Annotated in this window: 18 protein-coding genes and 1 tRNA gene; 14 read left to right on the top strand and 5 right to left on the bottom strand. The window is 41.1% G+C overall.

From position 1 onward, the window contains the following. The first annotated feature begins 223 nt into the window (after positions 1-223). Entirely contained in the window at positions 224-4,456 is a 4,233-nt protein-coding gene (locus tag NQ503_RS10905; RefSeq protein WP_022388823.1) for a 2-hydroxyacyl-CoA dehydratase, read from the top strand. Between the two features lie 265 nt (positions 4,457-4,721). On the opposite strand, the gene NQ503_RS10900 is transcribed toward NQ503_RS10905, so the two are convergent. The 3 genes from NQ503_RS10900 to NQ503_RS10890 form a co-directional block, all read right to left on the bottom strand. Further along, positions 4,722-5,003 carry a type II toxin-antitoxin system YafQ family toxin gene (locus NQ503_RS10900; protein ID WP_005422163.1) on the bottom strand — a complete coding sequence of 94 codons (282 nt, stop codon included), beginning with the start codon at positions 5,001-5,003 and terminating at the stop codon, positions 4,722-4,724. Further along, complete coding sequence (locus NQ503_RS10895) at positions 5,000-5,269, bottom strand: type II toxin-antitoxin system RelB/DinJ family antitoxin (protein WP_005422165.1); 270 nt, start codon at positions 5,267-5,269, stop codon at positions 5,000-5,002. Before NQ503_RS10895 ends, NQ503_RS10900 begins: the two co-directional genes overlap by 4 nt. Positions 5,270-5,431: 162 nt before the next feature. Then, the gene (locus NQ503_RS10890; protein ID WP_044924801.1) at positions 5,432-5,758 is read right to left on the bottom strand and encodes a helix-turn-helix domain-containing protein; all 327 of its coding nucleotides are present in this window, start codon (positions 5,756-5,758) and stop codon (positions 5,432-5,434) included. Between the two features lie 135 nt (positions 5,759-5,893). Here NQ503_RS10890 and NQ503_RS10885 point away from each other — a divergent pair, with 135 nt between their 5' ends. The 11 genes from NQ503_RS10885 (at position 5,894) to NQ503_RS10835 (ending at position 18,796) form a co-directional block, all read left to right on the top strand. After that, complete coding sequence (locus NQ503_RS10885) at positions 5,894-7,042, top strand: permease-like cell division protein FtsX (RefSeq protein WP_005422168.1); 1,149 nt, start codon at positions 5,894-5,896, stop codon at positions 7,040-7,042. 44 nt (positions 7,043-7,086) lie between these two features. Beyond that, on the top strand, positions 7,087-7,413 hold the full coding sequence (locus tag NQ503_RS10880; RefSeq protein ID WP_005422170.1) for a hypothetical protein: 327 nt from the start codon (positions 7,087-7,089) through the stop codon (positions 7,411-7,413). A 24-nt stretch (positions 7,414-7,437) separates the two neighbouring features. Beyond that, positions 7,438-9,201: a YARHG domain-containing protein gene (locus NQ503_RS10875; protein ID WP_005422171.1), complete on the top strand. Its 1,764-nt coding sequence runs from the start codon at positions 7,438-7,440 to the stop codon at positions 9,199-9,201. Between the two features lie 21 nt (positions 9,202-9,222). Continuing rightward, complete coding sequence (locus tag NQ503_RS10870; RefSeq protein WP_005422173.1) at positions 9,223-10,128, top strand: hypothetical protein; 906 nt, start codon at positions 9,223-9,225, stop codon at positions 10,126-10,128. A gap of 90 nt (positions 10,129-10,218) precedes the next feature. Then, on the top strand, positions 10,219-11,355 hold the full coding sequence (tgt, locus tag NQ503_RS10865) for a tRNA guanosine(34) transglycosylase Tgt (protein ID WP_055065497.1): 1,137 nt from the start codon (positions 10,219-10,221) through the stop codon (positions 11,353-11,355). 143 nt (positions 11,356-11,498) lie between these two features. After that, on the top strand, positions 11,499-11,795 hold the full coding sequence (yajC, locus tag NQ503_RS10860; RefSeq protein WP_005422177.1) for a preprotein translocase subunit YajC: 297 nt from the start codon (positions 11,499-11,501) through the stop codon (positions 11,793-11,795). A 220-nt stretch (positions 11,796-12,015) separates the two neighbouring features. After that, positions 12,016-13,101 (top strand): 3-isopropylmalate dehydrogenase, encoded by a 1,086-nt coding sequence (leuB, locus tag NQ503_RS10855; protein ID WP_005422179.1) that lies wholly within the window; start codon positions 12,016-12,018, stop codon positions 13,099-13,101. 60 nt (positions 13,102-13,161) lie between these two features. Continuing rightward, complete coding sequence (gene ilvD, locus NQ503_RS10850; protein ID WP_005422180.1) at positions 13,162-14,835, top strand: dihydroxy-acid dehydratase; 1,674 nt, start codon at positions 13,162-13,164, stop codon at positions 14,833-14,835. A 40-nt stretch (positions 14,836-14,875) separates the two neighbouring features. Then, positions 14,876-16,567: a biosynthetic-type acetolactate synthase large subunit gene (gene ilvB / locus NQ503_RS10845; protein WP_005422181.1), complete on the top strand. Its 1,692-nt coding sequence runs from the start codon at positions 14,876-14,878 to the stop codon at positions 16,565-16,567. Then, complete coding sequence (gene serC, locus NQ503_RS10840; RefSeq protein ID WP_005422182.1) at positions 16,551-17,633, top strand: 3-phosphoserine/phosphohydroxythreonine transaminase; 1,083 nt, start codon at positions 16,551-16,553, stop codon at positions 17,631-17,633. The genes ilvB and serC overlap by 17 nt, the downstream gene beginning before the upstream one ends. Further along, complete coding sequence (locus tag NQ503_RS10835; RefSeq protein ID WP_005422183.1) at positions 17,633-18,796, top strand: phosphoglycerate dehydrogenase; 1,164 nt, start codon at positions 17,633-17,635, stop codon at positions 18,794-18,796. Before serC ends, NQ503_RS10835 begins: the two co-directional genes overlap by 1 nt. A gap of 79 nt (positions 18,797-18,875) precedes the next feature. Here the strand turns inward: NQ503_RS10835 and NQ503_RS10830 are convergent, their stop codons facing one another. Then, positions 18,876-19,847: a carbohydrate kinase family protein gene (locus NQ503_RS10830; protein ID WP_005422194.1), complete on the bottom strand. Its 972-nt coding sequence runs from the start codon at positions 19,845-19,847 to the stop codon at positions 18,876-18,878. Between the two features lie 171 nt (positions 19,848-20,018). On the opposite strand from NQ503_RS10830, the gene glgB reads away from it, so the two are divergent. Further along, entirely contained in the window at positions 20,019-22,304 is a 2,286-nt protein-coding gene (glgB, locus tag NQ503_RS10825; protein WP_055065496.1) for a 1,4-alpha-glucan branching enzyme, read from the top strand. Between the two features lie 51 nt (positions 22,305-22,355). On the opposite strand, the gene NQ503_RS10820 is transcribed toward glgB, so the two are convergent. Further along, positions 22,356-22,428 (bottom strand) — tRNA-Thr (locus NQ503_RS10820). Between the two features lie 227 nt (positions 22,429-22,655). Between NQ503_RS10820 and NQ503_RS10815 the strand changes: the two genes are divergently transcribed. Beyond that, on the top strand, positions 22,656-23,957 hold the full coding sequence (locus NQ503_RS10815) for a M20 family metallopeptidase (protein ID WP_154648299.1): 1,302 nt from the start codon (positions 22,656-22,658) through the stop codon (positions 23,955-23,957). Positions 23,958-24,001: the final 44 nt, after the last annotated feature.

The raw sequence follows: 24,001 nt of genomic DNA, 5'->3' as shown, positions 1-24,001 counted from the left end.
TCTGTTGGGTATTTCAACAGATATCCTTTTTTGTTATAAAATTTGACACTCAAATTAATTTGGGGAATGAATATGCGACAAATTGTGAAACTTGGTCATTGTCATTTGTAAAACTTTGTCGTATAATGTTACGGAATTCGATTTTGGAGAAATACTTTTAATAAGAAAGAACACGTTATATTCATATCTGTATATATACAGTTTTGACGAGGAGGTCGATTTATTGAATACATATACATTGGGAATTGATATCGGATCTACTACAGTAAAGATCGCGATTCTTGATGAAAATGACAGGCTTTTGTTTGCGGACTATGAACGTCATTTTGCGAACATTCAGGAGACACTGGCAGATCTTCTGGAAAAAGCAGAAAAGCAGCTTGGAGAAATGACATTATGTCCTGTAATTACAGGATCCGGTGGACTGACACTTGCGAATCATCTGGAGATTCCGTTTGTGCAGGAAGTTATTGCCGTGTCTACATCTCTTCAGAAGATGGCTCCGCAGACAGATGTTGCTATTGAGCTTGGCGGAGAAGATGCCAAGATCATTTATTTTGAAGGCGGTAATATTGAACAGCGAATGAACGGTATCTGTGCCGGCGGTACAGGTTCCTTTATTGACCAGATGGCATCCCTGCTTCAGACGGATGCACCTGGCCTGAATGAATATGCAAAGAATTATAAAGCTCTTTATCCGATCGCTGCCCGTTGTGGTGTGTTTGCGAAGACAGATATCCAGCCGCTGATCAACGAGGGTGCAACGAAGGAAGACCTGTCAGCATCTATTTTCCAGGCGGTTGTCAATCAGACAATCTCCGGACTGGCATGTGGTAAGCCGATCCGTGGACATGTAGCATTCCTTGGTGGTCCGCTGCATTTCCTTTCTGAATTAAAGAAAGCATTCATCCGTACACTGAAGCTGGATGATGAACATACGATTGTACCGGAGAATTCTCATCTGTTCGCAGCAATCGGTTCTGCACTGAATGCAAAGGAAGATGTTACTGTTTCGCTGACAGAACTGAAAGACAGACTCCGTCATTCCATTAAAATGGATTTCGAAGTAGAGCGTATGGATCCGTTGTTTGCAACAGAAGAGGACTATGAGGAGTTTAATAAACGCCAGTCATCTTATAAAGTTGCTACAGGTGATCTTGCTTCTTATAAGGGGAACTGTTATCTCGGTATCGATGCAGGTTCCACTACGACTAAGACAGCTCTGGTAGGCGAGGATGGAAGTCTTCTGTATTCTTTCTACAGTAATAATAACGGAAGCCCACTGAAAACAGCAATCCGCTCAATTCAGGAGATTTATTCAAAACTTCCGAAAGATGCCAGAATTGCTTATGCATGTTCTACCGGTTATGGCGAGGCACTGATCAAAGCAGCACTTCTTCTGGACGAGGGAGAAGTTGAGACGGTTTCTCATTATTATGCAGCAGCATTCTTTGATCCGGAAGTTGACTGTATTCTGGATATTGGTGGTCAGGATATGAAATGTATCAAGATCAAGAACCAGACGGTTGACAGTGTACAGCTGAATGAAGCTTGTTCTTCCGGTTGTGGATCTTTTATTGAAACATTTGCCAAATCTCTGAATTACAGTGTACAGGATTTTGCAAAAGCTGCGCTTTATGCAAAACATCCGATCGATCTTGGAACCCGTTGTACGGTATTTATGAACTCCAAGGTAAAACAGGCACAGAAGGAAGGAGCAGAGGTATCTGATATTTCTGCAGGTCTTGCATATTCGGTTATTAAGAATGCTCTTTACAAAGTTATCAAAGTTTCAGATGCGACAGAACTTGGTAAGCATATCGTTGTACAGGGTGGTACCTTCTATAATGATGCAGTTCTTCGAAGCTTTGAACGTATTGCCAACTGTGAAGCAATCCGTCCGGATATCGCCGGCATCATGGGGGCATTTGGTGCAGCATTGATCGCGCGCGAGCGTTATGAAGATGGCAAAGAAACAACCATGCTCTCTATTGACAAGATCAATGAACTGAAATATACAACTTCTATGGCGAATTGCCGTGGATGTACCAATAACTGTCGTCTGACGATCAACAAGTTTACCGGAGGACGTCAGTTTGTCAGTGGTAATCGTTGTGAGCGAGGAATTGGTAAAGAGAAGAACAAGGATCATGTTCCGAACCTTTATGAATATAAATATAAGAGACTGTTTTCTTATGAACCGTTAAGCCCGGATCAGGCAACAAGAGGACAGGTGGGAATTCCACGAGTCCTGAATATGTTTGAAAACTATCCGTTCTGGTATACATTCTTTACGAAACTGAAATACGAAGTGGTACTTTCACCGACTTCTACCAGAAAGATATATGAACTGGGTATTGAATCTATCCCGAGTGAATCAGAATGTTATCCGGCAAAACTGGCACATGGTCATATAAGCTGGCTGATCAAAAAAGGTGTGAAGTTTATTTTCTATCCATGTGTGCCATATGAGCGTAATGAATTTCCAGATGCAGTAAATCATTACAACTGCCCGATCGTTACATCCTATGCAGAAAATATCAAGAACAACGTGGATGAACTGAAAGATCCGAGCATTAAATTTATGAATCCGTTTATGGCATTTACGACAGAAGCAATTCTGACGGATCGCCTGGTTGAAGTGTTTAAGGATATTCCGGCAGAAGAGGTCAAAGCAGCGGCACATGCAGCATGGGAAGAACTTGCACAGGTGCGTAAGGATGTGCAGAAGAAGGGAGAAGAAACCCTTCGGTACCTGAAAGAGACGGGACGTAGAGGAATCGTCCTTGCCGGTCGTCCGTATCATATTGATCCGGAAATTCATCATGGCATTCCGGATCTGATCAACAGCTATGGAATTGCGGTATTAACAGAGGATTCTGTGTCTCATCTTGCAAAGGTAGAGAGACCGATTCGTGTTAATGACCAGTGGATGTATCATTCGCGTCTGTATGCGGCAGCGAACTTTGTAAAAACACAGGATAATCTGGATCTGATTCAGCTGAATTCCTTTGGATGTGGTCTGGATGCCGTTACGACAGATGAAGTTTATGAGATCCTGGATGGCAGCGGAAAGATTTATACCTGTCTCAAGATTGATGAGGTAAACAACCTTGGTGCGGCAAGAATCCGTGTGCGTTCTCTGATCGCTGCACTTCGTGCAAAAGAGGCGCAGCACAAGGAGCGTGAGATCAAACCGTCTTCTATTGAAAAGGTTGTATTTACAAAGCAGATGCGTAAGGATTATACGATCCTGTGCCCACAGATGTCACCGTTTCATTTTGGAATTTTACAGGCAGCCTTTAATACCTGTGGTTATCATCTGGAAGTTCTTCCGAATGATAATAAGCATGCTGTTGATGTTGGGCTGAAATATGTAAATAATGATGCATGCTATCCGTCTCTGATGGTAGTCGGACAGGTTATGGATGCTCTTCTTTCCGGTAAATATGACCTTAATAAGACGGCCGTTATTATGTCTCAGACAGGCGGTGGCTGTCGCGCATCCAACTATATTGCATTTATCCGCCGTGCCCTCAAGAAAGCAGGCATGGAGCAGGTGCCGGTTATTTCCATTAACTTAAGTGGGCTGGAGAGCAATCCGGGATTCAAACTGACACTTCCACTGATCAAACGTGTCTGCTATGGTGCAGTGTTTGGTGATATTCTGATGAAGTGCGTATACCGTATGCGCCCATATGAACTGGAGCCGGGAATCGTCAATCGCAAACACAAGATCTGGGAACAGAGAGTAATCTCATTCCTGGAAGGCAGCAGTGTCAGCCATGGACAGTTTAAGAAGATGTGTCGTGAGATGGTACATGAATTTGACCTGATTCCGATCAGCGATGAAAAGAAACCGCGAGTTGGTATCGTTGGAGAAATCCTTGTCAAATTCCTTCCGGCTGCAAACAATCATCTGGCAGAACTTCTGGAAGCAGAAGGCGCTGAGGCAGTCTGCCCGGATCTGATCGACTTTATCAATTACTGTTTCTATAACCAGAACTTCAAATGTGAATTCCTTGGATTTAAGAAAAATAAAGCAACGATCGCAAACTGGGGAATCAAAGCGATTGAATGGCTGCGTGGACCGGCGAACGAAGCTCTTGCACAGAGCCGTCACTTTACACCGGCTGCTAATGTTGCCGATCTGGCAAAGATGGCATCACCGATCGTATCTCCGGGTAATCAGACTGGTGAGGGATGGTTCCTGACCGGTGAGATGATGGAACTGATCCATGGCGGCGTACCGAATATTGTATGTATTCAGCCGTTTGCGTGTCTGCCGAACCATATTGTAGGTAAGGGTGTTATCAAAGCAATCCGCAGAGAACATCCGGAAGCCAATATCGTGGCAATCGATTATGATCCTGGAGCAAGTGAAGTAAACCAGCTGAACAGAATTAAGCTGATGCTGTCAACGGCACAGAAGAATCTCAACAGGGAACTGCCCTGATAGCCCATGCTTTTGAAAAAGCATAGAACTTTTTGGGGTTAAATTTTTGTTTTTTGATATTTGGGAAATATGAAAACCCCGAGGGGGAAGTATCTCACAGTCTGCGAAGGCCGAAGTTCCCCCTCGGACTCCCCCTTCTTGGCCACGCGGCTTTGGTGTGGGGATAGATGTTGGGGATGAAAAATGTATAAAAAGGCAAGGTATGCATAAGAGGCGTATACCTTGCCTTTTTTGCGTGAATCATGGAACAAAATAACAGGGGATTTTATTTGGAGAAGAGATCACTGTGGGAACCAGTTCTGGTTAGATAGAGATAAAGGTCTTTTTCGTAGATTTCGTAGATGAGAAGCCAATCCGGAGTAATATGACATTCTCGACATCCACAAAAGTTACCGATGAGGTTATGATCTCGGTACTTTAGTGGAAGGGACTCACCGTTAGATAGCTTTTTGATGACATCGGATAGAAGTGATAGATCATAACCTCTTTTTTGGATACGTTTTAGATCTTTTTGGAATTTGGAGGTTGGTTTAATTGAATATTTCATTTCAGTAAGTCCTCCATCATTGTATCAACATCATCAAATGATTTGCCAAGGGAAGGATTCCTTTTCATTTTTTCTACTTCCCGTAATGCTGCAAGAGTTTCACGATTTAAAGTTTCACGCGTAATTTCAAAAGGAATTCGTTGTTCACGTATAGACTGCTTTACAAAAATCGTGATAGCAGTGGTGAGATTCATTCCGAGGTCGGAGAAAAGTTCTTCGGCCTGTTGTTTTAATTTATCTTCCATACGGATAGAGATATTGGCCATATAAAAGAACCACCTTTCTTTATAATATATATACAGTATATTTGTAATATATTGATATGTCAATACAATGCAGAATATAAGATAAAAAATAGTAAATGATAAGTAATAAAAAAATAAGTAATAAAAATCTCTCCATCGAATTACAGATGGGGAGATTTTGTCTTACATATCTTGTTCTGATAACCATATTAAAAAATTATGTACCAAGTTTAATTGCTTAGAATTGAGCGGACGAAGTAATTCGGCGCTTTTCTTCCATTCTTCATCATTTGAATTTAAAGTACCTATTAGAAACTCATCGGGAGTTGTGTTTAAGACATAAGCTAATTTCATGATGACTTCTATAGAGGGAATGGAAATGCTACGTTCAATATTAGAGAGATATTTCTGACCAAGACCAGCTTTTTCTTCAACCTCAGATTGCTTTAAACCTAATGCTTTACGTCGCCTGGCAATTCGCTTACCTATTTCAGTATAGTCTATTGTCATAGTCACCTCCATTTCTTTGTTCTCATAGTATTCCAAAAAAAACACTCGATAAACAGACTACAAGATGGAGATACGATTTTACATGCGAATTATAAAAACGTATAATGAATTAAGTAGAAAAGGAGGGAAGACAATATGATAAAGAGAATATGGAAAGTAATAGTTTTATTTGGAAGTATGCTGTTAATTTGCGGGTGTGGTAAAGAAAAACTAAGTGAAGAGGATATTTTGCAGAAAATCAATACAACAGGGGAGTATGGAGAAAATCTGGAATGGCAACTATATGACGGGGCATTTGGAATAACCCTGGCAATCGGTGGAAGCGGACAAATGGATGATTATTCAGAAGGAACTGTTCCGTGGAAGTCAGGAAAAAAGTATATTCTGGATTTTGCTACGGGAGAAGGTGTAAGTAGCATTGGGGAAAATGCATTGAGTGGATGTGAAAAGTTAAAATGGGTTCGTTTATCGGAAGGTGTAGTTACGATTGGAAATAATGCTTTCGATAAATGTATGGATATATGGGACATAGATTTTCCGAGGAGCATACAAAGTATTGGCGATGAAGCGTTTAATGATTGCTATAAGCTCAGGCAAATCGAATTGCCGGAAAATTTGATATACCTTGGTAGCGGTGCATTTGACAATTGCACGGCACTCGAAGAAATCTTAATTCCATCAAGTGTGGAATATATTGGTGAAGATGTTTTTAAAGATTGCAAACAATTAAAATATATATCATACACAGGTTCGCAGGAAGAATGGGAACAGATAAAGATAGAAGAGAATAATGATGATTTAAAGGAGATTCCTGTAAAATATAATGTGACAGTTGAAAAAGAGAACGATATGGATACAAATGATGAAATGGATGAGGAAGTTGCTGCACTGACAGAAGACTCGATAAAAGAAACAGAATCAGCAGAAGAAAATACAGATATAGAGCCAGAAATGGATAATTATTCGGATGAAGTGCAGGAGTCAGAAAGAACTATAAAAGTTTATTTTTCTGAAGAAGCTTCTCAGAAAAATCTGGAACAGATAAAGAATGCAATAGAAAAGGAACCGGCAGTTGCTCATATTGAACAAGCAGGAAACGAAGAAGCCTGGCAGGAGTTTATAAATGATTATTTTCAAGGCTCGAATTCAGCAGATACGGAAAATCCTCTTTCAGACGATTATAGTTATTTTATTGTGTATCTGAAAGAAAATACAGATGGTGAAGCACTTGCACAGTATATAAAACAATTGCCATATGTATCGGGCTGTGCACTATCTGAATGAAATATCAATAAAATCTCATTTAAATAAAAACAGGAGGGAAAGGAATGAAGAAGACAAAAGTTTTAGCTGTTATCTGTGCAATCAGTATGTTTGTGGGAGGGTGTCAGTCGGATCCAAAGAAACAAATCATAGGGACATGGGAATTTGATGAGGGGTTTACGATAACATTTATGGATGATGGAACTTTTTTGGATGATGATGGTCGAATAATAACAGGAGTGTATTCATTTGCAGATGATAAGATTTGTTTGACATCGCAGATGGTATCGGGAATCAGGAGCACAAATACTGCTATGTATACATATGAAATAAATGGGGATGAGCTGACATTAGAAGATGATGATCAGGAAATGGTTGGAACAAAAGAATAAAAATTGTCAAGGAGGCTTATGTGTATGAAAAAAATTTGGATGGTTATGTTGTTTGGGATAATGTTGCTAATGGCAAAATCGAACAATGTTTATGCTGAAACATATGAAACCGATTTGTCGCAATATAATGTTGGAGACAATATACTTCAGACAACATTTGAAATAAATACAGATGAAGAATGTGAGTATGAAATTGTGGAAAGTGGAACGTTTCATAATGGACATGCAGTTGTAATGATGAAAGAAAGAAGTGATGAGGAAGCAGATGAAGAGTCTGGAGATGAGGAGTTATTTTTGGGATATATTAATGACAAGCTGGAACTCAGATGTAATCTGACGGAAATGTTTGGATGTGATACGGAACAAAATCAATGGTTTACATGGGATGATCTTGGAAATTGTTTGATAGGTTCTGATCTTCTTTTGCTTCGTGATGGTCAACATTACATAAAGTTATCGGAGAATGATTCAATCACGTATTCTAAAGACGGATATTATATATTTTCAATTTATAATAAGAGCGGATATCAACATAAAGAAAATGAATATGGATTATTTAATTATAATGGAAAAATTCTTATGAAAGGCACAGAAACTGAGTTGCCGTTGGCAATCAATGAATTTGAAAATAGTATGTCTGGATGGAGAAGCTATGGTTCGTTATTCAGATGTGATGGAGGTTTTTATAATGTAGAGACAGGACAGATTATCAGTCCAGATTTTCCACATGGTTTAGAATGGTTTGGAGAAGCGGATCATGCAAAATATTTGCTGGCCGGAGATGATGGTTGGAATTTGAGAGTCTATGATTCTGTGGGAAATAAAGTTTCGGAATTTGCAGTGAAGACTAATTTTGACAGGATTTTAGGTGCAAAATTTATAAGTACAGATCATGTTGCGACAGCGTATGCTGGAAAAGCTACGTTATATGATCTTAATGGAAATGTCATATTCTCAAATGCAGATACAGAAGAAATAATTGTTATGAATATCTCACCGCGAGATGATGGATATTCAGTTTGTTTGCTGAAGGGAACGGTATCAGAGGAAAATTATATAACGATTCTTGATAATCAGGGACAAATGTGTTTTGAGCCGATAGCATGTAATGTTGGAATAATGGATACCCCATCTAGTTATGATAATGATGCGGTGTATGAAGAATATATAGGTGATTTACTTTCAGATGATGGCATTATGACAGTTCCAAATGAGGAGGAGACAATCTGCGTCAATTTAAAAGGTGAAAAGGTATTATCAATAGAATATGAACTTGATGAAGCGTTTCGTGATGGATGGCTGTCTCTGGGAAGGGCATATAGTGATGAGGACGCAAATGTTTATCATTATATAGAAAAATATGCGACTTCCGAAAGTGATTGGGATGGACAGGATACAACTGAATATATAGAAGAAAGTTCTGCAGACACAAACATTCAAAATGGAGAAAATAATCAGGAAGAGACTAATACAACCACGCAAGATACAAATATTTCAACTGAAAATACCACCGAATATATATTACCAGACAGCGATAGCCGTTACATATCAGAAAACGAATTGGGAGGGATGTCTTCAGAACAGTTAAGACTTGCAAGAAACGAAATATTTGCACGCCATGGAAGAAAATTTAAAGATGCACAATTACAAGAATATTTTAATACAAAATCATGGTACTCACCGCAATATGATGCGGATTCTTTTGATGAGAATATGGAACAGATACTCAATCAGTATGAATTAAAAAATGCAGATGTAATTAAAACAAGAGAAAACGAAGTGCAATAATATATTATTAGGAGATTGGGTATGGATAACACAGGAAAAAATATGAAGGAGATTCTTAAAAAAGTATATTATTTAGAAAGAATCAATTATGAGCAAGGAAAAATGATAAATTGTTTATCGCAGCGTTGTCTGGAATTGGAGAGAGATAAGAAGAGAGAATTACCATTAGAGAATTATGTATCAGCATCGATAGATTCTGAAACTATTATCGGAATGGCTATGTTCGGAGCTGTAACAGGAGCAATCGTACTTGTTTGCTTAGGAATTTTTACAAGATTTAGTGTTAAGGGTTTTTTTGGTCCGCTATTATCAGCAAATTTAATAGGTGCATTAATAGGGGTAATCTTGGGGCTACTTGTTGAACAAATGAAGGCATGGGATGCAGATGATAAAAACAAACAAGTGACAAAACATAATGATCGTGTTGTTCGTGAGAATGCAAAGCGGGTTGAAAAAATTAGAAAACAAATAGACGAGGTAAGAAAGGAATACTTGATTGTTTGTGATAATCAAAAAGAGACTCAGCAAATTTTAAATAATTTTTATAGCAAAAATATCATTTATCCCAAATACCGGGGATTGGTTCCGATTGCGGCTTTTTACGAATATTTCAATTCTGGAAGATGTGATACGTTAACAGGTCATGAGGGTGCATATAACATATATGAAACAGAAATCAGAATGAATATTATAATAGCGAAACTTGATGATGTGATATATAGGCTTGATGAAATTCGAGATAGACAGTATGCATTATATGATGCGATTGAAAACGCAGATGTAGTAGTTAACAACATGAATAACACGATAAATGGCCTTGTTGGAAATATGAAATCTGTAGTCGATAATCAGAATGTTATTGCATATAATACAAGGATCGCTGCTGAAAATACCGCTTTTTTGTCCTGGATGGAAATGATAAAGTAAATATCATTTTTATATAACAGGACTTTACCATTTTCTTTCTGTCTGGTATACTTAGAACTAAATGCAAATCAAACAGAAAGAGGAATAATCATGGCAAAATATACATTAATGAAAACAGAGGGCCGAGCGAAGCGCGCACAGTTTGAGACTGTACACGGTACGATCCAGACTCCTGTATTCATGAACGTAGGAACGATCGGTGCAATAAAAGGTGCTGTTTCCACACAGGACCTTTATGATATTGGAACACAGGTGGAACTGTCTAATACATATCATTTGCATGTGCGTCCAGGTGACAAAGTAGTGAAGCAGCTTGGCGGACTTCACAAATTTATGAATTGGGAGCGTCCGATTCTGACAGACTCCGGCGGATTCCAGGTCTTTTCCCTTGCGAAACTCCGCAAGATCAAAGAAGAAGGTGTCCATTTCCAGTCACATATTGATGGACACAAGATTTTTATGGGACCGGAAGAAAGCATGCAGATTCAGTCCAATCTCGGTTCTACCATAGCTATGGCATTTGATGAGTGCCCGAGCAGCGTGGCAGACAGAGATTATGTACAGAAATCCGTAGAGCGTACCACACGCTGGCTGGCAAGATGTAAAACAGAGATGGCCCGTCTTAACAGCTTGCCGGATACCATCAATAAAGAACAGCTTTTGTTTGGCATCAACCAGGGGGCTGTTTACGAGGATATCCGTATCGGACATGCAAAAGAAATCGCAAAAATGGATCTCGACGGTTATGCAGTTGGCGGATTGGCAGTCGGTGAGACACATGAGGAAATGTACCGTATTCTTGATGCAGTTGTACCGTATCTTCCACAGGACAAACCAACCTATCTCATGGGAGTCGGAACACCGGCCAATATCCTTGAGGGTGTAGAACGTGGTATTGACTTTTTTGACTGTGTATATCCAAGCCGCAACGGACGTCATGGACATGTATACACCAATCATGGCAAAATGAACATGTTTAATGCGAAATATGAACTGGATACACGTCCGATCGAAGAAGGTTGTGGCTGTCCGGCATGCCGTCATTACAGCAGAGCTTATATCCGTCATCTTCTCAAAGCGAAAGAAATGCTTGGAATGCGTCTCTGTGTTCTGCACAATCTGTATTTCTACAATCATATGATGGAAGAGATTCGTGATGCACTGGATGAAGGCAGATTTGCAGATTACAAAAAGATGCGTCTGGAAGGATTTGCAGCCGGAGAGTAGAAATAATACAACAGTCTCTGAATTATAGACAGAAATAATACAAAATGCTGAAAAACACTTGAAGTAACAGGCATTTTTGTGTATGATAATGTATAGTGTTCCTGAAAAAGGGAATGTAAGTCAGTAAACAGGAGGAATCTTAAATGAACGAAAGTACCGCAAGCATGGGTATGATGATTTTATGGATGGTTGTAATCTTTGGAGTTATGTACTTCCTGATGATCCGTCCGCAGAAGAAAGAGCAGAAGAGACTTCAGGCAATGCTCAACAGCATGGAAGTCGGTGACAGCATTGTTACCACAGGTGGCTTCTATGGAGTGATCATCGACATGACTGAAGAAGATGTGATCGTAGAATTCGGCAATAACAAGAACTGCCGTATCCCAATGAGAAAACAGGCTATTGCAGAAGTGGAGAAGGCAGAGCAGGCATCCGCATAACTGCAAATAAGAAAGTAAGTGCTGCGTCAGATGCAGCACTTCTTTTTTTTGAAGATTTTATTTAAGGAAATGTGCTTATATCAATCTTATATCAATACGTTCTAACTTTTACGTAGTAAAGGGTTGAAAAGTATAAAAAAGTGCGTTATTATAATAACAATATTCGCAACGAAAGGACTCTGCTTAAGTTTCGTGTGATGCAGAGAGAGGAAATGAAGAAATGGAATACAAGATCGCATTGATTCCGGGAGATGGAATTGGACCGGAAATCGTCAGTGAAGCAAAAAAGGTTCTTGATAAAGTATGTGAAAAATATCATCATACATTTACTTATTCAGAGGTGCTCCTCGGTGGAGCTTCTATCGACGTTCACGGTGTCCCGCTCACAGATGAGGCAATTGCCACTGCAAAAGCTTCAGATGCAGTTCTGATGGGCTCCATCGGAGGTGACGCAAAGACATCTCCATGGTACAAACTGGAACCATCCAAACGTCCGGAGGCAGGACTTCTTGCGATTCGTAAGGCATTAAATCTCTTTGCAAACCTTCGTCCGGCATATCTTTATAAGGAACTGGAAGAAGCATGCCCGATCAAGAAAGAAGTGATCGGAGAGAACGGATTTGACATGATCATTGTTCGTGAACTGACTGGTGGTCTTTACTTTGGAGAAAGAAAAACAATCGAAGAAAACGGAGTAAAGAAAGCAATCGATACACTTTCCTATAATGAAAATGAAATTCGCCGTATTGCAATCAAAGCTTTTGACATTGCAATGAAGAGAAGAAAAAAAGTCACAAGTGTAGACAAAGCAAACGTTCTGGATTCTTCCAGACTCTGGAGAAAAGTTGTAGAAGAAGTTGCAAAGGACTATCCGGAAGTCACACTGGAGCATATGCTGGTTGATAACTGTGCAATGCAGCTGGTGCATGATCCGGCACAGTTTGATGTTATCCTGACAGAGAATATGTTCGGTGATATTTTGTCTGATGAAGCAAGTATGGTAACAGGTTCTATCGGAATGCTTTCTTCTGCAAGTCTTAACGAGACGAAATTCGGTCTGTATGAGCCAAGTCATGGATCTGCACCGGACATCGCAGGACAGAATAAAGCAAACCCGATCGCAACAATCCTTTCAGCAGCAATGCTGCTTCGTTATTCTCTGAATCTTGATGAAGAAGCAGATGCAGTAGAAGCAGCCGTACAGAAGGTACTGACAGACGGATACCGCACCGGTGATATTATGTCTGAAGGCTGCAAAAAAGTCGGAACAAAAGAAATGGGGGATCTGATCGCAGCAGCAGTATAATTGCTTTGTACAGAACAATCCGTAAGTATCGTACAGATTAAGTAAAGAGGAGATAAGAAAATGAGAAGTGACGCAGTAAAAACAGGCTCACAACAGGCACCTCATCGTTCCCTGTTTAATGCCCTTGGATTAACAAAAGAAGAAATGGAACGTCCGTTAGTCGGAATCGTAAGTTCTTATAATGAGATCGTACCTGGACATATGAATCTGGACAAGGTCGTAGCAGCTGTAAAACAGGGTGTTGCAATGGCTGGTGGTACACCAATCGTATTCCCGGCAATCGCTGTTTGTGACGGTATTGCAATGGGACATGTCGGAATGAAATATTCTCTGGTAACAAGAGATCTGATCGCAGATTCTACAGAAGCAATGGCAATGGCACATCAGTTTGATGCACTGGTCATGGTTCCGAACTGTGACAAAAACGTACCTGGACTTCTGATGGCAGCTGCCAGAATCAATGTTCCTACTGTATTTGTAAGTGGCGGTCCAATGATGGCAGGTCATATCCATGGACACAAGACAAGTCTTTCCAGTATGTTTGAAGCTGTCGGATCCTATGCAGCAGGCAAGATTTCAGAAGAAGAACTGACAGAATTTGAGAACAAAACATGTCCTACATGTGGATCCTGTTCCGGTATGTACACTGCAAACTCCATGAACTGCCTGACTGAGGTTCTCGGTATGGGACTTCGTGGAAACGGAACCATTCCGGCGGTATATTCCGAACGTATCCGTCTTGCAAAACATGCAGGTATGCAGGTTATGGAAATGTACCGCAGAAACATCCGTCCGAGAGATATTATGACAAAAGAAGCAATCCTGAATGCACTGACTGTAGATATGGCACTTGGATGCTCTACCAACAGTATGCTTCATCTTCCGGCAATTGCGCATGAAGTGGGAATGGATTTTGATATCAGCTTTGCAAATGAGATCAGTGAAAAAACCCCGAATCTCTGTCATCTTGCACCGGCAGGCCCGACATATATGGAAGACCTGAATGAAGCAGGCGGTGTTTATGCAGTAATGAATGAACTGAATAAGAAGGGCCTTCTTCATATAGAATGCATGACTGTAACAGGAAAAACAGTAGGCGAAAATATTAAAAACTGTGTAAATCTCAATCCGGAAGTTATCCGTCCAATCGACAATCCATACAGTCAGACAGGTGGACTTGCAGTACTGAAAGGAAATATCGCACCAGATGGTGGCGTTGTAAAACGTTCCGCAGTTGTAGAAGAAATGATGGTTCATGAGGGACCTGCGAGAGTGTTTGACAGCGAAGACGATGCGATCAAAGCTATCAAAGGTGGTAAGATCGTAGCCGGAGATGTGGTTGTTATCCGTTATGAAGGACCAAAAGGCGGCCCGGGAATGAGAGAGATGCTGAATCCTACTTCTGCAATTGCTGGTATGGGACTTGGTTCATCGGTTGCTCTGATCACAGACGGACGTTTCAGTGGTGCATCCAGAGGTGCCTCTATTGGACATGTCTCACCAGAAGCAGCTGTAGGTGGCCCGATTGCCCTGATCGAAGAAGGAGATATCATCAGTATCAATATTCCGGAACTGAAACTGGAAGTCAAAGTTTCTGATGAAGAGATGGCAGCAAGAAAAGCAAAATGGCAGCCGCGTGAACCAAAGATCACAACCGGATATCTTGCAAGATATGCTGCAATGGTTACCTCAGGCAACAGAGGAGCAATCCTTGAAGTGCCAAAAGCAAAATAAGAGAAAAGCGATTATTTGATAAACATTAGGAGGAAATACGATGCAGCTTACAGGTGCAGAGATCATCATTGAATGCCTGAAAGAACAGAAGGTAGATACTGTTTTTGGCTATCCGGGTGGGGCAATCCTTAACGTTTATGATGCTCTCTATAAACATAGTGATGAGATTCAGCATATTCTGACATCTCATGAACAGGGTGCTTCTCATGCGGCAGACGGTTATGCCCGTGCTACTGGAAAAGTCGGGGTATGCCTGGCAACTTCAGGACCTGGGGCTACGAATCTGGTTACAGGTATTGCTACAGCTTATATGGATTCCGTTCCGGTTGTGGCAATCACGGCGAATGTTGGCAAACCACTTCTTGGAAGAGATTCTTTCCAGGAAGTAGATATTGCAGGAATCGTTATGCCGATTACAAAACACAGCTTTATTGTAAAAGACATCACAATGCTGGCAGACACACTCCGCAAGGCATTTTACATTGCCAAGAGCGGACGTCCGGGTCCGGTACTGGTTGATGTGACAAAAGATGTGACAGCAGCTACTTATGAATATTCCGTACGCCGTCCGGCTACGATCAATCGTGAAGTTGAAACGATTCGTAAGGAAGATCTTGAAACTGCTGCACAGATGATCGAAGAAGCAAAGAAACCATATATTTTCGTCGGTGGTGGTTCTGTTATTTCCGGTGCTTCCAAAGAAATCAGTGAGCTGGCACATAAGATCCAGGCACCGGTTTGCGACAGTCTTATGGGAAAAGGTGCTTTTTCAGGGGAAGATCCATTGTATACCGGAATGCTTGGTATGCATGGAACAAAGACTTCCGACCTTGGTGTAACTCAGTGTGACCTGTTGATCGTATTGGGTGCACGCTTCAGCGACCGTGTTACAGGAAATGCAAAGACATTTGCGAAACAGGCAAAGATCCTGCAGATTGATGTGGATGCGGCCGAAATTAATAAGAATGTTTTGGTAGATGCGTCAGTAATCGGAGATGTAAGAGAAGTTCTTCGCAGACTTCTTGAAATGATCCCGGAAGAACAGCATCCGGAATGGATCGAACATATTCAGGAGATGAAAGCAAAATATCCTCTGACTTATGATCATTCCCAGCTTACCGGACCATATATTATAGAGAAACTCTATGAAATCACCAAAGGTGACGCAATTATTTCAACAGATGTCGGTCAGCATCAGATGTGGTCAGCGCAGTACTTCAAGTACAAAGAACCACGTACATTCCTGACTTCCGGTGGTCTCGGAACAATGGGATACGGACTTGGAGCTGCGATTGGTGCAAAGATGGGGAGACCGGACAAAACAGTTGTCAACATTGCCGGCGATGGCTGTTTCAGAATGAACATGAATGAAATCGCGACAGCAGTACGTTGCCATAAACAGCTTTTACAGATTGTTATGAACAATCATGTGCTGGGTATGGTACGTCAGTGGCAGACCTTATTCTATGACCACAGATATTCACACACCGTTCTTGACGATGCCGTGGATTTTGTGAAAATATCTGAGGGCATGGGAGCGAAAGCATTCCGTGTCACGAAGATGGAAGAAGTAGAGCCGGCGATCCGTAAGGCACTGGCTATGGACGAACCTGTAGTACTGGATTGCTGGATCGATCAGGATCTCAGTGTATTTCCTATGGTACCTGCAGGCGCAAGTCTGAATGAAGTTTTTGATGAGGAGGATATGAAGAACAATGAGCAGAGTGTATAATTTTTCTGCAGGACCGGCTGTACTGCCGGAACCTGTGCTGAAAGAAGTAGCAGACGAGATGATGGATTACCAGGGAACTGGAATGTCCGTCATGGAGATGAGCCACAGAAGCCCGGAGTTTCAGAAGATCATTGATGATGCAGAGCAGGATCTCAGAGATCTGATGAAGATACCGGACAATTACAAGGTATTATTCCTTCAGGGCGGTGCTTCTCAGCAGTTTGCCATGATTCCAATGAACCTGATGAAAAACAGAGTTGCTGACTATATTGTTACCGGTCAGTGGGCAAAAAAAGCATATCAGGAAGCACAGAAGTATGGAAAGGTAAATAAGATTGCATCTTCTGAGGACAAAACTTTCTCTTATATTCCGGATTGCAGCGACCTTCCGATCAGCCCGGATGCAGATTATGTATACATTTGTGAAAATAATACAATTTACGGAACAAAATTCAAAACACTTCCGAATACAAAAGGCAAAACTCTGGTAGCAGATGTTTCCTCCTGTTTCTTATCTGAGCCTGTAGATGTAAGTAAATATGGCATTATCTACGGCGGTGTTCAGAAAAATATCGGACCTGCAGGCATGGTTATTGCAATCATTCGTGAGGATCTTATTACAGAGGATGTTCTTCCGGGAACACCAACCATGCTTACATACAAAACACATGCAGATGCAGGATCTCTCTACAATACTCCGAATGCTTACTGCATTTATGTATGCGGCAAAGTTTTCAAATGGCTCAAAGCGATGGGCGGACTGGAAGAAATGCAGAAGAGAAACATCGAGAAAGCAAAGATCCTTTATGATTATCTGGATCAGAGCAAACTCTTCAAAGGTACTGTAGAGCCAAATTCCCGTTCTCTTATGAATGTTCCTTTTGTTACAGGTGACAAGGATATGGATGCCAAATTTGTAAAAGAAGCAAAAGCAGCAGGTCTTGTAAACCTTAAAGGACACAGAACTGTAGGCGGTATGCGTGCAAGTATCTACAATGCAATGCCAAAAGAAGGCGTAGAAGCCCTTGTTGCATTCATGAAAAAATTCGAGGAGGAAAATGTATAATGTTCCAGTATAAATGCCTCAACCCTATATCCCAGACAGGCCTTGGCCTGTTTGGTGAGGAGTACAAACAGACAGAAGAATTAAATGATGCTGATGCAGTTCTGGTAAGAAGTGCAAAGATGCATGATATGGAGCTTCCTGAGAACGTTAAGGTTATTGCCCGTGCAGGTGCAGGTGTTAATAATATTCCGGTTGAGCAGTGTGCAGAAAATGGTATCGTGGTATTTAATACTCCAGGTGCCAATGCAAATGGTGTGAAAGAGCTTGTTCTTGCCGGCATGCTTCTGGCTTCCCGTGATATCGTTGGAGGTATCGAATGGGTTGCTCATGAAGAGGACAAAGAACATATCGACAAACTGGCTGAAAAACAGAAAAAGCAGTTTGCCGGATGTGAGATCAGTGGAAAGAAACTTGGTATCATCGGTCTTGGTGCGATTGGAGCTATGGTTGCAAATTCTGCAACACATCTTGGCATGGAAGTTTACGGATATGACCCGTTTATTTCCATCGATGCAGCGTGGAATCTGTCAAGAACCATCAAACACAGCAAATCTCTGGATGAAATCTACAGCCAGTGTGATTATATCACGATCCATGTACCGCTGACAGATAATACGCGTAAGATGATCGACAAAGAAGCTTTCACAAAGATGAAAGAGGGTGTCGTTCTTCTGAACTTTGCAAGAGACCTTCTTGTTGATGAAGAAGCTTTGATCGAAGCTCTTGACAGTGGTAAGGTTAAGAAATATGTAACAGACTTTGCAAATCCGCTTGTGGCTGGAAGACCAGGAATCCTCGTTACACCACATCTTGGTGCATCCACAGCGGAATCTGAAGAAAACTGTGCAGTAATGGCTGTAAAAGAAGTCAGAGATTTCCTTGAAAACGGAAATATCAAAAATTCTGTAAACTTCCCAAACTGTGACATGGGAACATGTATAGCAGTTGGACGTATTACCATCTGTCACAAAAACATCCCGAATATGATCAGTCAGTTTACCAAGATCCTTGGAAGTGAAGGACTGAATATTGCAGATATGACAAATAAGAGTCGTGGAAGCTATGCATATACGATCATTGATCTGGAAAGTGCAGCATCTAAAGAAGCACTTGATGAATTAAAAGCAATTGAAGGTGTATCTAAGGTTCGCGTGATCAAATAAAAATCGAAAAAAGTCCCGGATGATTCAGATAAAATCGTCCGGGACCTTTTGTATATTCAGTTAGAAAAGTTTTGAAAAATTATTTGCGGCTTTCAATAAAAGCTTCGACTTCTTCGCGGGTTGGCATAACGCGAAGTGCACCCTTTCGTGTGGTAATGAGAGATGCAGCAGCATTTGCAAAAGTAAGAAGTTCTTTCAGATTTTCTTCTGTGAGATCATTGAGGCCGTGGTCAAGTACATAATTTAAAGTACTTGCACAGAAAGTATCTCCGGCACCGGTAGTCTCTATTGTATTTTCCTGAAGGAATGGAGCTGCTTCTACTCGCATATTTTTATAGTATGCACGGCTTCCATCCTTACCCAGTGTGATAAGGATGAGCGGAATGTTGTATTTCTCCTGGATCATAGCAGCACCTTTATCATAATCTGTTGTACCACACATGAATTCTACTTCATTATCGGAGATTTTGAGAACATCACATTTGGACATGCCGTATTCAATCTCAGCTCTGGCATCATCCAGGGATTTCCAGAGAGGTGGACGCAGGTTAGGGTCAAAGGTAATGATACATCCGGCTTCTTTGGCAAGTTCGATCGCATGGCGGGTAGCTTCACGTACACCTTCGTGAGTAGAAGAGAGTGTTCCGAAATGGAAGATGCGGGAGGATTCAATCAGTTCCTTTTGAACTTCGTCTTTAGTGAGCATCATATCTGCACCTGGATCTCGATAGAAAGAAAAATCACGGTCACCATCCGGATATGTATGAACAAAGGCAAGAGTGGTATGATATTTTTCGTCCAGAATTAGATTGCGTGTGTCGATACCGACCTCTTCAACCGCTGATTTTAACTGATTTCCGAACATATCTTTGCCGACTTTGCCGATAAAAGCAGTTTTTTTTCCAAGACGTTCCAGCATGGCAAGAACATTACATGGGGCTCCACCCGGATTGGCTTCCATAAGAGGGTTGCCCTGGGAACTGAAACCGTTTTCAGTGAAGTCAATAAGAAGCTCGCCAAGAGCTGTTACATCAAATTGTCTTTTTTCCATATCAATAAAGACCTCCTTGTTTCATATGTTCTTTGATATATTCAATTTATCGTAGAGAACTCTTTTTGTCAAACTAATTTCGGTATATTCTTTATTTTTATACAAAAAAATGATAAACTAAAACAAAGGAATGCAATTTGAGAATTGTATTTCAGAATGGAGGCATGAATTATGGAAAGCAAAGTATATAAATATATGGACTGGCCGGAGATTGAAGCAGTTGTTTATGCAGAAGAAGCATCGCCGAAAGATCTGATGGCGCCTCGGCTTACTGCAGATGGTATTCTGATCCAGGGATTTTTTCCGGATGCAGAGAAGGCAGAAGTTCTTGTAGATAAAAAGGCATATGAGATGGAGAAACAGGATGATGCCGGTTACTTTGCGGCAATGATTCCGGGAAGAAAGATCCCGGCATATCAGTATCGCATTACCAGAGGAAAAGAAACCAGGACATTTGCGGATCCTTATGCATTTCCGGGACAGATTACAGAAGCAGAAGAAAAAGCTTTCTGTGCAGGTGTTTTTTATCATGCATATGAGAAGCTTGGGGCTCATCCGATGGAAATTAATGGTGTGGAAGGAACTGCATTCGCAGTCTGGGCACCAAATGCACTCCGTGTCAGCGTAGTAGGTAATTTTAATAACTGGGATGGTCGCTGCCATATGATGCATCGTATGCCTATGTCTGGTATTTTTGAATTGTTTATTCCAGGTGTGAAAGCCGGTGAAATCTATAAATATGAAATAAAATTAAAAGGCGGTGCAGTACAGCTTAAATCGGATCCATATGCTGCCTGTACGGAGGTTCCTCCGGCATCGGCCTCTGTTGTTACAGATCTTCGTGGGTTTAAATGGGATGATGAAGCCTGGATGAAAGATCGTGAAAGATTCAGCGATCGTAAACAGCCGATTTCTATTTATGAGACCAGTCTTTCCAAATGGAAAAATGCTGCCGAGCTTGTTAAATATCTTAAAAATCTGAAATATACACATGTGGAACTTCATCCGGTAATGGAATATCTTGATGATGAAGCTGGAGAGTACAGTACATTTGCTTATTATGCACCAGACCGCAGATTTGGAACACCGGCAGATTTTCAGAATTTAGTAAATGAACTTCATAAAGAAAATATTGGTGTGATCCTGGATTGGACACCTTCGCATTTTCCAAGAACTGAGGGTGGATTAGAACAGTTTGATGGAACACCTTTATATGAAAATCCGGATCCATCAATGGCTATTCATCCGATGTGGGGAACTCTTTTATTCAATTTTGAAAGTCCGATGGTCAAAGATTTTCTTCTGGCAAATGCTTTTTACTGGCTGGAATTCTATCATGCAGATGGTTTAAGACTGGATGATGTGGATTCTATGCTGTATCTTGACTTTGGCAGAGAATATGGACAGTGGAGACCAAATATTTATGGAACCAATGAAAATCTTGCAGCTGTAGAATTGCTGAAACATCTTAATTCTATTTTGGCAAAGAAGCTTCCAGGAACGATTACGATCGCGCAGGAAGATGGTCTTTGGTCAGAACTTACTGGAAGTGTTGAGGATGACAATATTGGTTTCTCTTATAAATGGAATAACAACTGGGCTGGAGATTTTCTGAATTACCTTTCCAAAGATCCGATCGAGCGTCAGTATGTACATGATCAGTTGACACTTTCTATGCTGTACACTTACTGCGAACACTTTGTTCTTCCACTTGGAAGCAGAGAAACCGGTGATCAGAAGAGTTTTATGGCAAAACTTCCAGGTGATGAGTTACAGAAACTGAGCCAGATCCGGGCTGCATATTCCTACATGATGCTGCATCCAGGATGCAAAATGATGGCACCGGACAAAGAGCTTACGGATGAAATGAAGAGATTTATCCACGATCTGAATGAGATGTATGTCTCTCAGCCGGCATTGTCACTCATGGATAATGATTATGAAGGATTTGAATGGATCCAGCTTATGAAATATGAAGAAAATGTCCTGACATTCCTTCGCAAAACAGAAAATCCTGAAGAAACACTTCTTGCGGTATGTAATTTTGCTGCAGTTCCATATGAGAATTATCAGATGGGTGTTCCATTCTACGGAAAATACAAAGAAATCTTCAACAGTGACCGCAAAGAATATGGCGGACAGGGAATAGTAAACGTAAGGGCAAAAACCTGCAAACAGGCAGATTGTGATGAAAGAGAATATTCTGTTACCTTTAAGCTTCCTGCACTGGGTGTGGCTGTTTTTTCCTGCACACCGGGCAAAAAGCCGGAGAAACTGGCAGTAGCAGCGAAGAAACCGACAACTGCCAAAAAGACCGCCCGCAAGACAGCACCAAAGAAGGAAAGTGCAAAAAAGGTTGCTGCAGAAAAAGTAGCTGTAAAGAAAACAGTAGCGAAGAAAGCCGGTGAAAAAAAGACCGTTTCCAGAAAAACAGTAAAAAAAGATATTGCAGTATAATAGAAATGCCGTCAGAATAGAATCTGGCGGCATTTTTAGGCAAAAAAAGAAAGCTGAAAATGGGACTCGAACCCACGACCCCTTCATTACGAGTGAAGTGCTCTACCAACTGAGCTATTTCAGCTTGTGTTCAGACACAAAATATATTATAGCGTATTTTTGATAAAATGCAAGAAAAATTTTGTTTTCCCCTGCATTATTTTCAGTACTTGCAATGAGTGAGATTTATGTTATGATATGAGAATATGAATATAGTATTTGTATAACGCGTTAACTTGTTAAAGTGTCATTCTGTCAAGTTGTCTGAATGAAGCAGATAACATCCAGAAGTGGCAGAGGGAGATGAGTTTTATGATAGATGAAACCGGACAGCGTATTTTGCGGCTGATTGATGTACATAAAGATCAGATCATTGCATTTGCTGAGGATATTGCAGCGCATCCGGAACCTGGATATGAAGAATTTTGTACAGCCGGGAAGACTGCAGAAGTTCTGAAGAATTTAGGATATAAAGTGACAGAACATCTTGCCCGTACCGGTGTGAAGGGAACGAAAAGTATAAAAGAAGGTCCTTCCCTGACTGTGATCGGAGAACTGGATGCGATTGGATGTCATTCCCATCCCAATGCGAATCCGGTAACAGGCGTGGCACATGCCTGCGGTCATCATGCACAGATGGCGGCAATGATCGGATGTGCGATCGCAATGGCAGATCCGGATGTGCAGAAATGTCTTGCGGGAACTGTGAATTTTCTTGCAGTTCCTGCAGAGGAGTACATTGATGCAGACAAACGTACCAGATTAAAAAAAGAAGGCATTGAGTTCTGTTGCGGTAAAAGCGAGATGATTCGCACAGGTGTCTTCGACGATACGGACATTGCATTAACGACGCATGTGCATATGGTTCCTGTTGAAGAAGATTTTTATCTTGGGAATCCGGCCTGTAATGGCTACAGTGCGGAGCGTGTTACGGTGCGGGGAAAGGCTGCACATGGAGCTATTGACCCATGGAATGGTGTCAATGCTTTAAGTATAACGACAAGTGCAATTCAAATGATGGGACTGATGCGTGAGACTTTCCGTGAAGAAGATCATGTTCGACTTCATAATGTGATCCGGAAGGCCGGCGATGTGATCAACAGTGTGCCGGACGAGGCAATTGTTGAGACGAAGGTTCGTGCAGCATCGCTTGACAAGATTTGTGAGATTACAGATATGGTAAATCGTGCGTATGCCGGTTCAGCCTATGCTTTTGGTGGAAAAATAGAAATGGAGAAGCTTCAGGGTTATATGCCGATCATCCCGAGAGCAGCAGACAACGCACTGATCGAGGCGGCGGATGACCTTGGACTGAATTATCGTACAGTACAGAAAGGTGATTTTAATAATGCCTGCACGGATGTAGGAGATCTCAGCCATCTTGTTCCGGTTGTGAATTTTACATTCAAGGGTTTTGAAGGAAAACTTCATGGGGCAGATTTCAAGATCACAGATCCGGAAAAAGCCTATATTTTACCGGCGAAGCTTCTGGCACTGACTGTATATAAACTTCTTAAGAATGGCGGACAGGAAGCAAAAAAGATTACAAAAAGCTATACACCAGTATTCAATAAGGAAAGTTACATTCAGTATGTGAAGAATACGATAGAATAAAATGTAAGGAATTGCTGAATGCAGGAATACAATAAAACAGCAGG

Origin of the sequence: Blautia obeum ATCC 29174 (genome assembly GCF_025147765.1) — a bacterium.
Classification (GTDB): Bacteria; Bacillota; Clostridia; order Lachnospirales; family Lachnospiraceae; genus Blautia_A; species Blautia_A obeum.
The sequence above is the reverse complement of the archived record's forward strand: the minus strand, read 5'-3'. Positions and strand labels throughout refer to the sequence as shown.